We start from the raw sequence: 12989 nt of genomic DNA on the forward strand, positions 1-12989 counted from the left end.
TGCTCGACGCTTACCAGGCGAAGCCGAAGCTGCCGCCGCTCATCACGTCACGGCCGGTGGCCGAGAAGCCGACGTTGAAGCTGGCCGCGCGGCTGCTGTGGGTGTAGCCCGCCGCGATCGCCGCCTGGCCGCGATAGCCGCCGACGGCCAGCGACAGGCGGTTGGTCAGGCCGGCGTTCGCGCCAGCGCTGTTGCCCGCCATCATCGCCATCGCCGAGCTCATCGCGCCCACGCCGTCGAGGCGCGCCGAGACGTTCTTCAGGCGATTGTCGAACTGGCTGGTGAAGCTGTCCACGCGCCAGTCGGTGTAGGCGTTGGCCGAGGCCAGCGTCTGGGCCGACTTGGTGTCGGTATAGCTGTTGGCCGCAGTCAGGGTCTGGGCCGAACGCGTGTCGGTATAGGCGTTGGCGGTCGTCACGGCCTGGACGCCGACGGTGTCGGCGTAGGTGTTGGCCGAGGCCAGGGTCTGGGCCGACTTGGTGTCGGTATAGCTGTTGGCGGTCGCCACGGCCTGCACGCCGACGGTGTCGGCATAGGTGTTGGCCGAGGCCAGCGTTTGGGACGCCACGGTGTCGGTGTAGCTGTTGGCCGAGATCAGGGCGCCGGCGGCGGCCGTGTCGGCATAGGCGTTGGCCGAGGTCAGCGTCTGCGAGGCCACGGTGTCGGTATAGCTGTTGGCCGAGGTCAGGGCGCCGGCGGCGGCCGTGTCGGCATAGGCGTTGGCCGAGTTCAGGGTCTGCGAGGCCACCGCGTCGGTATAGAGGGTCGACTGGCCGAGCGTCTGGGTCGCCTTGGTGTCGGTGTAGGCGTTGGCCGAGGACACGACGCCGGCGACGGCGGTGTCGGTATAGGCGTTGGCCGTGCTGACGACCGACGAAACGGCGGTGTCCGTATAGGCCTTGGCGTTGATCAGGGTGATGGCGTCGCCGTCGTTCATCTGGCCGACATTGGCCGCGTCCGTCGGGTTGGCGCCGGCGGTCACGTTGGTGATCCGGCGGCTCGAACCGGCCGAACCGACCGAGACCGTGTTGGCTTCGTTGGCGACCGAGCCGTAGCCGATGGCCACGCTGTTGTTCTGGGTGGCCGAGGCGTTGGCGCCGATGACGGTGGCGTTGTTGCCCGAAGCCGTGGTGTGCGTGCCGATGGCCACCGTGTTGGCGTTGCTGGCGTTTGCGCCTTCGCCCAGCGCGGTGGAATGGGTGGCGCTCGCCTGGGCGCCCACGCCGACGGCGGTGGCGGTGGCGTCAACGGCGGTCGCGCCGGAGCCGAGCGTCGTTTGAGCAAAGGCGCCTTGAGCGGCAAAGAAAGAAACCACAACAGCCGAGCAGAACAGAACCGACTTCTTCGAGATGCTACGCACTATACAAACTCACTTACACAATCAGGCTCGGAATTCTTCCGCCGCCCCCTGTCGCAATGAAGTAGTGCGCATGTATTATCGTACAGTTAAGCTCGAAATTACTAAGAAACATGAATGAATATAACGACGTTACAAGCAACCGCACGTAACATCGATATTGACGACTGACCGATAGACAGCGCCCCGTTGATGGGCCGGGCCAGCATCACCATATGCCCAGCGCGGACGGGCATCGGCGAGCGCCCCCGCCTCCATTGACGCCCTCGCTTTCGACCGGTACCCGCCCAACCCATGATCGACTTTCCCGCCGGCCTCTCCGCCCTGACCGACCGTTATGACGTGGTGCTCTGCGACGTCTGGGGCGTCATCCACAACGGCGTGCGCAATTTCCCCGAAGCCTGCGAGGCGCTGGAGCGCTTCAACAAGGACCACGGGCCGGTGGTGCTGATCTCCAACGCCCCGCGCCCGTCAAAGGACGTGCTGTCCCAGCTGGACGGCCTGAAGGTTCAGCGCGAGGCCTGGAGCGCCTTCGTCACCAGCGGCGACGCCACCCGCTCGCTGCTGACGCCGCAGGCGGGCAAGAAGGTCTGGAAGATCGGCCCCGACCGCGACGCGCCGCTGTGGGCCGGTCTCGACCTGTCGCTCGCCGGCTGCGACGACGCCGACTTCATCCTGTGCTCGGGCCTCTACGACGACGAGACCGAAGTCCCCGAGGACTATCGCGCGCGCCTGCAGGTCGCCGCCGATCGCGGCCTGCTGTTCATCTGCGCCAACCCCGACCGAGTGGTGCAGCGCGGCGACAAGCTGATCTTCTGCGCCGGCGCCCTGGCCGACCTCTATGAAGAGCTCGGCGGCAAGGTGGTGATGGCCGGCAAGCCCTATGCGGCGATCTACGACCTGGCCCTGGCCGAAGCCGAGCGCCTGAAGGGCGGCCCGGTGGACCGTTCGCGCGTGCTGTGCATCGGCGACGGGATCATCACCGACGTCCTGGGCGCCGAGAACCAGAAGCTGGCCTGCCTGTTCGTCGCCAAGGGCATCCACGGCGACAAGGCGCTGGGCCCCGACGGCCTGCTGGCCCCCGAGGCGGTGGCCAAGCTGCTGGCCGCCGAAAGCGTCGGCGCGACCCACGCCATCGCCGATCTGGTCTGGTGAAGCCAATCTGGTCTGGTGAAGACTGGCCGGCGCGCTAAAAAGCCCCAACAACAATCATAAGAACGCAGGATCGGGGATCATGCAGGGTCTCTTTCTCGAGGACTTGAGCGTCGGCCAGACCGCCGAGTTCAGCCGCACTGTGGGCGAAGCCGACATCCAGGCCTTCGCCGACGTCACGGGCGACACCAACCCCGTGCACCTCGACGCCGACTACGCCGCCACGACCAGCTTCGGCGAACGCATCGCCCACGGCATGCTGTCGGCCGGCTACATCTCGGCGGCGCTGGGCACCACCCTGCCCGGCCCGGGCGCGGTCTATCTCTCGCAGTCGCTGAACTTCAAGCGGCCGGTGCGCATCGGCGACACCGTGGTCGTCAAGGTGGCCGTCACCGCCATCGACGAGGCCAAGGGCCGCGTCACGCTGTCGACCACCTGCATCGTCGGCCGCAAGGCCGTGGTCGACGGCGAGGCCGTGGTCCTGGTTCCCAGGAAAGGCGCCTGAGCATGGATCAGCGCGTGCGCCTGAAGATCGTCCACGGCTGGAAGGACGTGCCGCCCGAGGAAAAGGGCGCCGCCGTCGCCCTGGGCAATTTCGACGGCGTGCATCGCGGCCACCAGCAGGTGATCGCCGAGGCCGCCAAGGCCGCGCGCGAACTGAAGGTCCCGCTGGGCGTGGTCACCTTCGACCCGCACCCCCGTCGCCTGTTCCGCCCCACCGAACCGGCCTTCCGGCTGATGACCATCGAGCAGCAGGCCCGCCTGCTGAGCGGCTTGGGCGTGGACTTCCTCTATCTGCTGCCGTTCGACTTCGAGATGGCCACGCTGGACGACCGCGCCTTCGCCGAGCGGGTGCTGCACCAGGGCCTGGGGATCAGGCACGTGGCCGTCGGCTTCGACATCTCGTTCGGCAAGGGCCGCACCGGCAGCCCCCAGGCGATGAAGGGCTATGGCCAGGAGCTGGGCTTCTCGGTCTCGGTGGCCGAGCCGGTCGCCAACCGCGACGGCGAGAAGTTCTCGTCCACCGGCGTGCGCGAGGCCCTGCGGGCCGGCCACCCGGAGGAAGCCGCCCGCATCCTGGGCCGGCCCTTCGCCATCGAGGGCGTGGTGCGCCGCGGCCAGCAGTTGGGCCGGCAGCTGGGCTTTCCCACCGCCAATGTCGAGATCGTCGACTACGTGGTGCCCAAGCTCGGCGTCTACGCCACCCGCACCCGCCTGCCCGACGGCCGGGTGATCCCGGGCGTCGCCAACCTCGGCAACAACCCGACGACGGGCGAGGTCGAGACCCGGCTGGAGACCTGGCTGTTCGACTTCGACGAGGACCTCTACGGCCAGGTCATCGAGACCCAGCTGATCGCCTTCCTGCGCCCCGAACTGAAGTTCGAAAGCATCGAGCTCATGATCGAGCAGATCCGCTGCGACGAGACCCAGGCCCGAGCGATCGTCGCGCCGAGCTTCTAGATCCTTCTCCCCTTGCGGGAGAAGGTGTCGACGAAGTCGACGGATGAGGGGTCTCTCAGACACAAAACGCCGCGACAGCTGATCAGCCGTCGCGGCGTTTCTGTTCGAGCAACCCCTCACCCGACCTCCTGCGGAGGCCACCCTCTCCCGCAAGGGGAGAGGGATCAGGTCAACGAATCCCCGGCACGTGCAGGGCCGCCTCGCGCTCGGCCTTCTGGGCGTAAGCCAGGTCGCCGTACTTGGAGTATTCCATCCGCGCGATGGTGCGGCAGTGCACCTCGTCGGGGCCGTCGGCCAGGCGCAGGGTGCGGATGCCGGCATAGAGCTTGGCGAGGCCAAAGTCGGTGGTCACGCCGCCGCCGCCGTGGGCCTGGATGGCGTCGTCGATGACCTTGAGCGCGATGCGCGGCGCGGCGACCTTGATCATAGCGATCTCGAGACGCGCAGCCTTGTTGCCGGCCTTGTCCATCATGTCGGCGGCCTTCAGGCACAAGAGGCGGCACATCTCGATGTCGATGCGGGCCTCGGCGATGCGCTGCTCCCACACCGAGTGCTCGGAGATGTACTTGCCGAAGGCCTTCCGGGTCATCAGGCGCTTGACCATCTTCTCCAGCGCCACTTCCGCAGCCCCGATGGTGCGCATGCAGTGGTGGATACGGCCGGGACCAAGGCGGCCCTGCGCGATCTCGAAGCCGCGACCCTCACCCAGGATCAGCCCGTCCTCGACCGGCACGCGGACGTCTTTCAGGATCACCTCGGCGTGGCCGTGCGGGGCGTCGTCGAAGCCGAACACCGGCAGCATGCGCACCACCTCGATGCCGGGCGCGTCCATCGGCACCAGGATCTGGCTCTGCTGCTGGTGGGTGGAGGCGGTCGGGTCGGTCTTGCCCATGACGATGGCGACCTTGCAGCGCGGGTCGCCCACGCCCGAGGACCACCATTTGCGGCCGTTGATGACATAGTCGTCGCCGTCACGCTCGATGCGGGTCTCGATGTTGGTGGCGTCGGAGCTGGCCACCGCCGGCTCGGTCATCAGGAAGGCCGAGCGGATCTGGCCGTTCATCAGCGGACGCAGCCAGCGCTCCTTCTGCGCCAGCGTGCCGTAGCGCATCAGCACTTCCATGTTGCCGGTGTCGGGCGCCGAGCAGTTGAAGACCTCAGACGCGAAGCCGATCTTGCCCAGCTGTTCGGCGATCAGGCTGTATTCGAGGTTGGTCAGCTGCACGCCCTCGAACTGGAACGTGTCGTCGACATGGGTCTGGCCGCTGTGCGGCGGCATGAAGAAGTTCCACAGCCCCTCGGCCTTGGCCTTCTGCTTCAGCTCCTCCAGCACCTGGACGACTTTCCAGCGCTGGTCAGCGGGAACGTCCATCTCGGCTTCGTAGACGGGGACGGCCGGACGCACGTGCGCCTCGATGAAGCCGTTCACCCGGTCGAGGAATTCCCGCTGCCGGGGAGAGATGTCGAAGTCCATGGCGTTCCCGATCCCTGGTTCAAACACTTGTTTGAAGCATGTGTAGCACCGAGTTGACGGGCGCGGCAAGCGGGCGTTGCGGGCGGTTTGAACGTTCGCGTCGTCTTGAACGCGGCTGGCCGCCAGACGGCTTGTCACGCGGCCGCTCCTGGCGGAAAACACCGGTCATGAACCTGACCATCAAGCCCCTCGAAGGCCGCTACGTCCGGCTGGAACCGATCACCCCCGACCTGCGCGACGAACTGCGCGGCGCCATCGACTGCGATCCCGCCAGCTGGGAGATCATGTCGGTCAACGGCTGCGGCGAGGGTTTCGAGGACTGGTGGGGCGCACTCCTGGGCGAAAGCGACCGCGGCGAGCGCGTCGGCTTCGCCATCCGCCGCAAGTCGGACGGCAAGATCGTCGGCACGTCGAGCTATCTGAACATCCGCCGCCTGCACAAGGGCCTGGAGATCGGCTCGACCTTCCTGCATCCCGACGCCCGCTCGGGTCCGGTGAACCCCGAATCCAAGCGCCTGCTGCTGGGCCACGCCTTCGACTCCGGCGTCATCCGGGTCGAGTTCATGATCGACGTGCGCAACGCCCGCAGCCAGGCCGCCGTCGAGAAGCTGGGCGCCAGCAAGGAAGGCGTGCTGCGCAGCCACAAGATCACCTGGACCGGCCACGTGCGCGACACGGCCGTGTTCTCGATCACCGATTTCGACTGGCCCGGCGTCAAGCAGCGCCTGGAGTTCCGCCTCAGCGAAGACTTCGTCTAAAGCTCGCGGTCACCGGGAAAACCGGGGTGTCGCAAGCGCCATAGGCGAAAGCGATTGCGACACCCTGCCGCACCTATACCTGGGCAATACATAAAAAACCGCCGTTATCCTTCTCTCGTAAGGATTTCGCCAAGCATTGGCGGTCAAATTCCCGTCCATGACGGCCATAGCCTGCCTGCGTATCCTGCTCACCGCCGCGGAGACGGCGGGCGCCAGCGTTCCCCCCGCCCATGTCGAGGCGGCCGCCGATGTTTATCTCAAGCATCGCTGGAAGCATCCGCGCCGCTACGGCGTCGTCGCGCCCCTGGCCTTCGTGCTGGCCGACACCAAGGCCGAGCGCCTCGATCCCGAGGAGATGCAGGCCCTGGCCGTCGAGCTGGAGACCTCGCTGTTCCCCGGCCGCAAGAGCGGCCAGGTGTGCCTGATGACCTTCGAAGGCGACGAAAACGCGGTGCTGCAGTTCGCCAGCCTGTCGCAGGCCGAACTGGCGGGCCTGATGGCCGGTCGCGGCTATTCGGGCGCCCCGGGCCACGTGCAGGTGATCACCGCCGAAGAGATTCGCGCCGTCCCCAGCGCCCCGCCGGAGACCCCGCCCGCGCCGCAGGCCAAGCCGGCCGCGACCACCGCGCCGATCGAGCCGCCCAAGGCCAAACCCGCTCCCGCCAAGCCCACCGCCGCCCCGGTCCGCCCGGTCGCCGCCGCGCCGCAGCCCAAGCCGGCCGCGCCCCTGACCACCGGCTGGCGCGCGATCTATCACCTGCCCTCCGAAAGCGTCGTCGGCGCGGTCCTGGGCCACAAGGCCGACCTGACCGCCCCGCGCCCGGAAGAAGACGGCGAGCTGCTGGCCCGCGACCTCACCGGCCTTAACGACGCCCAGTTCGGCTTCCCGACGGTCAAGACCGGCGAGGGCGCGCTGTTCCTGCCGCTCAGCTTCTGGAACCTGACGACCCCGGCCTCGCAGGAGGCCTACAAGCGCCGCCTGTCGCGCTATCCGCTCGACCTGCAGCCGCGCCTGGGGGCCACCGTCTATGACACCCCGCGCGAACCCTCGATGGGCCTGCTGCAGCAGATCCGCGCCTTCCTGCAGGGCTCGTTCGCCTATATCGACCTCTGCATCTCCGACCCGAACTTCCCGGTGAACACCCTGCCGGGCGACATCGCCTCCAGCATCACCCTGGAACTGCGCGACGAGCCCGACGCCGAGCGGATCAAGGCCATCGCGCTCTTCGCCTCGCGCCAGTCGGTCTATCGCGCCAAGGGCGTGCACCAGGGCGTCCTGGGCGTGCGCAACGCCAAGGAGCTGGACGCCTGCCGCGCCGCGGGCCTGGGCTACGTCACCGGCCTGGCCGTCAGCGCCCTGCTCGACAAGCCGCCGGCCCTGGGCGCCAATCCGGCCGACGCCCTGCCGCTGCAGGCGGCGTAGGGTTCATTTGGCGCGTTGCAGACGCCGAAACCTCTGACGCTTTCGGCCGCCACGCCTTGGAAAACCGGCGTTCGCGACGCTGGGTCGCAGGCCACCTATAACGCGCGATAACCACATCCGCGCAACCTAGGCGGCATGACCGCCATCGCCTGCCTGAAGGTCTTCGTCGGCGAAGATCCCGCCGAGACCGAGCGTAACGCCCCCCTGATCGCCAAGATCGCCGGCGACTATCTGAAGGGCGCGTGGCTGGCCCCGCGCCGCCATGGCCTGGTCGCGCCGTTCTCGTTCGTGCTGGCCGATCCGCGCGCCACGCGCCTGGACGCCCGCGAACTGCAGGCCCTGGCCCGGGCGCTGCAGCACAAGCTGTTCGGCGACGACGACGACGGCGAGATCGTCATGCTGATGTTCGAAGGCGACCAGCACGAGGTGATGCGCTTCGCCGGCCTGCCGCCCCGCCAGCTGTCGCTGCTGCTGGCCGGCGAGGAGGACGCCTCGCTGGCCGGACGCGTCTGCCGCATCACCCCGCGCGACGTGCGCTCGGTGATGCCCTTCGGCGGGCCGATCGCCGGCGTGCCGACCATGGAGGCCCTGGCGCGCCTGTGCCCGCGCCCGCCGCCGGCCCGCGTGGCCTGGCGCGGCGTCTACCACGCCGGCCGCGAACTGTTCGTCGGCAATGTCGGCGTCTGGCGCGAGGCGGGCCTGGCCGGCCGTCCCTACGAGATCTATGTCGACGGCCAGCGCCAGCAGCACGACCTGGCGATCCTGAAGTCGGCGATCGCCGCCATCGGCCCCAATAGCGGCGTCACCTACCTGCCGATCGGCTTTTCCTCCGCGCTCAAGCCCTCGCTGCGCGCCGAGCTGGAGGCCTGCCTGCGCACCCTGCCCCGCGACCTGCGCGGCCGCCTGGCGGCGGGCGTCTACGGCGTGCCTCGCGCACCGTCCTTCGTGGCGCTGGGCCAGATGAAGGCGTTCCTGGAGCCCTACTTCAGCCGCGTGGACCTGCGGATCAGCGATCCGGCCTTCAAGGTCGACGACCTGGCCCCGGGCCTGGCCGCCAGCGTCACCTTCACCCCGGAGGGCGAGGTCGAGGCCAGCCGCATCGCCGCCATCGGCCGCTTCCTGAAGGACGGCCCCGCCTATCGCCGCCGCCAGGTCTGGCAGGGCGTCAGCGACCTGCGCAGCCCGCGCGAACTGCTCGCCGCCCTCGACCAGGGCGCTCCGTTCGTCAGCGGCCCGATGGTCACCGACCTGCTGGAAGCGCCGGTCAACGTCACGCCCTACGCCAAGGGCCAGCTGCCGCTCTACGGCTGGACGGCGGAGGCCGCGGCCTGACCCCTCAGGCCCGGCCGAACAGCTTGCCCAGGAAGGAAGGCTTGGGCTTGGCCGCGGCGGGTCCGTCCACGAAGGTCAGCTGAAGGGCCGTGGTCGGCGCGTTGCGCTCGGTCCGGCTCGGGCCAAAGTCGCAGCGCAGCGTCTCGGCCCCACCCGACATGCCGATGGTCTGGCCCGACTGGATGATCGGCCCCATCGCCAGAAGGTAGTTCAGCACGCCGTTCAGCTGCTCGACGACCACTTCCTTGCTGCGTGGCGCATTCCAGAACTCCAGCTCGTAGCCCACGAAGGGAACCAGACCGCCGGTGCTCATCGAGACGTTCCCGTCGGTCAGGTCGTGCAGCGCGTTGAAGATCCAGAACATCAACGGCACCTGGCCGCGCGCCACGAAGCCCAGGTCCTGCATCACCGAGTCCGGCGTGAACAGCGTGCCGTTGACGCCGTTCCAGACCGCGCAGATGGACGGGTTGTCCCTGATGAGCATGGCCGCGATCACGGTGGAGACCTTGGCCCGCAGCACGGCCGCCTCCCAGCCTTCGGCCTGACCGCCGGCGATCACCCAGTGCGTGCGATGTGCGGCCGCGCGCTCGGCCTCGTCGTACCACCAGGACCGGACCCTGGCCTCCTCGACCAGCACCGGCTTGAGCGGCAGGTCCAGGTTCATGACGGTCATGATCCCGCCGTGCGGCCCGCTGCAGATCAGGCCCAGCGTATCGGCCGTGGACACCGCATCATCGCCATCGAGCTCAGGCTGGGTATGCGTCCAGCTATGGGCCTCGTCGAGGCTGTTGAGCACCTCGATCAGTTGGTTGGGCCGGAACGCCAGGGGACCGTCGACGAGCAAGGCGATCATTCAAGCGACTCCGGAAGCTGAAAACTCAACCCTCGGAATAGAAGTCGCCCCGCCGCGCGGTCAAGCCGAGCCTAGCGCCGCCCGAACAGCTTCTCGATGTCCGACAGCTTCAGCTCCACATAGGTCGGGCGGCCGTGGTTGCACTGGCCCGAGTGGGGCGTGGCCTCCATCTCGCGCAGCAGGGCGTTCATCTCGGCGGCGGCCAGGCGACGGCCGGCGCGGACGCTGCCGTGGCAGGCCATGGTCGAGCAGACCTCCTCCAGCCGCTCCTTCAGGGCCAGGGCCTGGCCGTTCTCGGCCAGGTCGTCGGCGATGTCGCGCACTAGGCCCGCGGCGTCGGCCTTGCCCAGCAGGGCCGGTGTCTCGCGCACCAGCACCGCGCCGGGGCCGAAGCTCTCCAAGACGAGGCCCAGGGTCGCCAGTTCGTCGGCGCGCGCCACCACCCGCTCGGCCTCGGCCGGGTCGAGCTCGACCACCTCAGGCAGCAGCAGGGTCTGGCGCGCCACGCCGCCGGCTTCCATCTCGTGCTTCATGCGCTCGTAGACCAGCCGCTCGTGGGCGGCGTGCTGGTCGACGATGACCACCCCGTCGCGGGTCTGCGAGACGATGTAGGTCTCGTGCACCTGGGCCCTCGCCGCGCCCAGCGGGAAGTCGATCGGGTCGAACGGCTGGGCCGGCGCCTGGTCCTGACCCGGATAGGCCACGGCAGGCGGGGCGTCATAGCCGCCATAGGCCGCCTCGCGCACGGCCTCGGCGACGCCGCCGCCAAAGCCCCCGCCCAGCGTCTGGTAGGCCTCTTCCGGGCGCGCCTCGTGACGGGCCGAGACCTCCGACAGGCCGGGCAGGTCCATCGGCCGCTGGGTCGGCGGCGTCCAGCCGCCCTCGCGCCAAGCCGAGAAGCCGGCGGGCGACGGGCCCGGCTGATATCCCGGAAACACGCTCTGCGGCCGGATGCTATCCAGCGCCTGGGCCGCCGTGGTGGTCGAGGCCCGGTGGCCGGCCCCGGCCAGGGCGTGGCGCAGCGCCCCGACGATCAGGCCGCGCACCAGCGACGGATCACGGAAGCGCACCTCGGCCTTCGCGGGGTGCACGTTGATGTCGACCTCGGTCGGGTCGAGCGTGACATAGAGCGCCGCGCTGGGATGGCGGTCCCTGGCGAGAAAGTCGGCATAGGCCGCGCGCAGCGCGCCCTGCAGCAGGCGGTCGCGCACCGGGCGGTCGTTGACGAACAGGTACTGGTGGGCGGCGTTGCCGCGGTTGTAGGTCGGGAGACCCGCGAAGCCCGACAGCCGCACGCCGTCGCGGACCTGGTCGATCTCCAGCGCGTTGTCCTGGAAGTCGCGGCCGAGCACGGCGGCCAAGCGGGCCAGACGGCCTTGCGGGCCGGGATGCTCGGGCGGCAGGCGCAGGATGCGGCGCCCGTCGATGTCGAGGGAAAAGCCCACCGACTCGTGGGCCATGGCCTGGCGCTTCAGTTCCTCGGTGATCGCCTGGGCCTCGGCGCGCTCGGACTTCATGAACTTCAGGCGCGCGGGCGTGGCGTAGAACAGGTCGCGCACCTCGATCCGCGTGCCGTGGTCGCCGGCGAAGGCGGCGGGCGCCACGTCGTCGACGCGGCCGCCCTCGACCAGGATCGACCAGGCCTCGCGCTGGCCCTTGGCGCGCGAGCTGATCTGCAGGCGCGCCACCGAGCCGATCGACGGCAGGGCCTCGCCCCGGAAGCCCATGGTGTGGATGCGCAGCAGGTCCCACAGCCCCTCGTCGTCGGGGGCCAGCTTGGAGGTGGCGTGGCGCTCGATGGCCACCGGCAGTTCCTCGGCGCTCATGCCGCAACCGTCGTCGGCGACCATGATCCGCGTCAGGCCGCCGCCGTGGGCCTCGACCTCGATCCGAGCAGCGCCGGCGTCGATGGCGTTGTCGACCAGTTCCTTGATGGCGCTCGCGGGCCGCTCGACCACCTCGCCGGCGGCGATGCGGTTGACGGTCTCGGGCGGCAGGCGGCGGATCGGCATCGAAATCGGACTTTCAGCGCAGCCGGGCAGCACAGGCGAGCTCTGCATTGCGGCGACTTAATTTGACCGCCCCGGTTGAGAACGGTTCAGCTTGCGGCGACCCGTCATCCTAGAACGATTCCAGACCCGCCGAGGACGAGAGATAGTGATCCGTCGCGTAGCCGCAGCCCCCGCCCTGGCCCTCGGGGCCTTCCTTCTGGCGGCCGCCGCCGGTCCCGCCATGGCCCAGCAGGCGGTCGACGCCTCCGGCCCGATCGACCTCCAGCGGGTGGATCCCAACGAGAACCTGGTCGAGGAGCTGGTGGTCAACGCCCGCCTGCCCGGCCCGGCCTGGTGGAAGGTCAGCGACGCCGACACCACCGTCTACGTGCTGGGCGTGCCGGCCATGGTCCCCAGCGACACCAGGGCCGAGGAATCGGTGCTGCGTCGCCGCCTGGACGGGGCCAACGTGCTGATCATGGGCCAGGAGGCCGACGTCAGCGTCGTTCGCCTGATCGCCCTGGCGATGGGCGGCCGCAAGCTGTTCGTTTCCGAGCAGCCGATGCGCCAGACCCTGCCGCCGGACCTGCGCCAGCGCCTGGAAGCGCGGCTGAACATGATGAAGCAGAAGCCGGAATCGGTGGACGACATCAAGCCCGCCTTCACCGGCTTCATGGTCGCCAACAGCCAGGACGGCAGCGTCTCGATCAGCGTGGGCGGCGTCACCGACCGCATCCGCGACATCGCCAAGAGCCGCGACCTCGCCAAGCGCCCTCGCATCCAGAACCTGCCGGGCTACAGCCTGGCCGACGCCATCAAGGCGCTGGCGACCGCGCCCCAGCCGCTGCAGCTTCTCTGCCTCGACGCCGGCCTGAACCAGGCCGAAAGCGGCCAGGGCGGGATCAAGGACACCGCCCGGCGCTGGGCCGACGGCCAGGTGCGCGACGTGGTCGCCGCCGATCGCGGCTTCCAGCGCTGCCTGGACTCGACGCCCTCGATCGCCCGCGAGCTTCGCGAGGGCCGCGACGATGCGGTCAAGGCGATCGAGGTCGCCCTGAAAAAGCCCGGAAAGGCGGTTGCCGTCATCGAACTTCGTTCTCTGCTGGCGCGGGACGGCGTCCTGGACCAGCTGCGGGCCAAGGGGTTCAAAGTCACGACGCCCGACGAATGACCGGGCGGCGTCGGCCA

The 12989-nt window shown here is 69.2% G+C and carries 11 protein-coding genes; 7 read left to right on the forward strand and 4 right to left on the reverse strand.

Features of this window, described 5'->3' with window-relative positions:
• Positions 1-10 precede the first annotated feature (10 nt).
• Entirely contained in the window at positions 11-1360 is a 1350-nt protein-coding gene (locus tag G5B46_RS24695; RefSeq protein ID WP_165258079.1) for a hypothetical protein, read from the reverse strand.
• A gap of 291 nt (positions 1361-1651) precedes the next feature.
• Here G5B46_RS24695 and G5B46_RS09440 point away from each other — a divergent pair, with 291 nt between their 5' ends.
• From G5B46_RS09440 to G5B46_RS09450, 3 genes are all read left to right on the forward strand, one after another.
• The gene (locus G5B46_RS09440; RefSeq protein ID WP_165258081.1) at positions 1652-2512 is read left to right on the forward strand and encodes a TIGR01459 family HAD-type hydrolase; all 861 of its coding nucleotides are present in this window, start codon (positions 1652-1654) and stop codon (positions 2510-2512) included.
• A gap of 76 nt (positions 2513-2588) precedes the next feature.
• The gene (locus G5B46_RS09445; protein WP_165258358.1) at positions 2589-3014 is read left to right on the forward strand and encodes a MaoC family dehydratase; all 426 of its coding nucleotides are present in this window, start codon (positions 2589-2591) and stop codon (positions 3012-3014) included.
• A gap of 14 nt (positions 3015-3028) precedes the next feature.
• A complete protein-coding gene (locus tag G5B46_RS09450) occupies positions 3029-3970 on the forward strand; it encodes a bifunctional riboflavin kinase/FAD synthetase (protein ID WP_165258360.1) in 942 nt (313 codons plus the stop codon).
• 169 nt (positions 3971-4139) lie between these two features.
• On the opposite strand, the gene G5B46_RS09455 is transcribed toward G5B46_RS09450, so the two are convergent.
• Entirely contained in the window at positions 4140-5444 is a 1305-nt protein-coding gene (locus G5B46_RS09455; RefSeq protein ID WP_165258083.1) for an acyl-CoA dehydrogenase family protein, read from the reverse strand.
• Between the two features lie 167 nt (positions 5445-5611).
• Here G5B46_RS09455 and G5B46_RS09460 point away from each other — a divergent pair, with 167 nt between their 5' ends.
• The 3 genes from G5B46_RS09460 (at position 5612) to G5B46_RS09470 (ending at position 8957) form a co-directional block, all read left to right on the forward strand.
• Positions 5612-6202, forward strand: coding sequence for a GNAT family protein (locus G5B46_RS09460; RefSeq protein ID WP_165258085.1), 591 nt, complete (start codon positions 5612-5614; stop codon positions 6200-6202).
• 157 nt (positions 6203-6359) lie between these two features.
• On the forward strand, positions 6360-7625 hold the full coding sequence (locus G5B46_RS09465; RefSeq protein ID WP_165258087.1) for a hypothetical protein: 1266 nt from the start codon (positions 6360-6362) through the stop codon (positions 7623-7625).
• A gap of 135 nt (positions 7626-7760) precedes the next feature.
• Complete coding sequence (locus tag G5B46_RS09470) at positions 7761-8957, forward strand: hypothetical protein (protein WP_165258089.1); 1197 nt, start codon at positions 7761-7763, stop codon at positions 8955-8957.
• 4 nt (positions 8958-8961) lie between these two features.
• Here G5B46_RS09470 and G5B46_RS09475 read toward each other — a convergent pair whose 3' ends face one another.
• Together G5B46_RS09475 and mutL are read right to left on the reverse strand one after the other, a co-directional pair.
• A complete protein-coding gene (locus tag G5B46_RS09475; RefSeq protein ID WP_165258091.1) occupies positions 8962-9810 on the reverse strand; it encodes a DUF4261 domain-containing protein in 849 nt (282 codons plus the stop codon).
• Between the two features lie 71 nt (positions 9811-9881).
• Positions 9882-11822 (reverse strand): DNA mismatch repair endonuclease MutL, encoded by a 1941-nt coding sequence (gene mutL, locus G5B46_RS09480; RefSeq protein WP_165258093.1) that lies wholly within the window; start codon positions 11820-11822, stop codon positions 9882-9884.
• Between the two features lie 145 nt (positions 11823-11967).
• On the opposite strand from mutL, the gene G5B46_RS09485 reads away from it, so the two are divergent.
• Positions 11968-12972 carry a TraB/GumN family protein gene (locus G5B46_RS09485; protein WP_346764892.1) on the forward strand — a complete coding sequence of 335 codons (1005 nt, stop codon included), beginning with the start codon at positions 11968-11970 and terminating at the stop codon, positions 12970-12972.
• Positions 12973-12989 lie beyond the last annotated feature (17 nt).

This window comes from Caulobacter sp. 602-2 (assembly GCF_011043625.1).
GTDB lineage: Bacteria > Pseudomonadota > Alphaproteobacteria > Caulobacterales > Caulobacteraceae > Caulobacter.

Coding starts and splice junctions, on each gene's coding strand:
- G5B46_RS09440 (WP_165258081.1), top strand. CDS start 1,652: ATGATCGACTTTCCCGCCGGCCTCTCCGCCCTGACCGACCGTTATGAC.
- G5B46_RS09455 (WP_165258083.1), bottom strand. CDS start 5,444: ATGGACTTCGACATCTCTCCCCGGCAGCGGGAATTCCTCGACCGGGTG.
- G5B46_RS09460 (WP_165258085.1), top strand. CDS start 5,612: ATGAACCTGACCATCAAGCCCCTCGAAGGCCGCTACGTCCGGCTGGAA.
- G5B46_RS09465 (WP_165258087.1), top strand. CDS start 6,360: ATGACGGCCATAGCCTGCCTGCGTATCCTGCTCACCGCCGCGGAGACG.
- G5B46_RS09470 (WP_165258089.1), top strand. CDS start 7,761: ATGACCGCCATCGCCTGCCTGAAGGTCTTCGTCGGCGAAGATCCCGCC.
- G5B46_RS09475 (WP_165258091.1), bottom strand. CDS start 9,810: ATGATCGCCTTGCTCGTCGACGGTCCCCTGGCGTTCCGGCCCAACCAA.
- mutL (WP_165258093.1), bottom strand. CDS start 11,822: ATGCCGATCCGCCGCCTGCCGCCCGAGACCGTCAACCGCATCGCCGCC.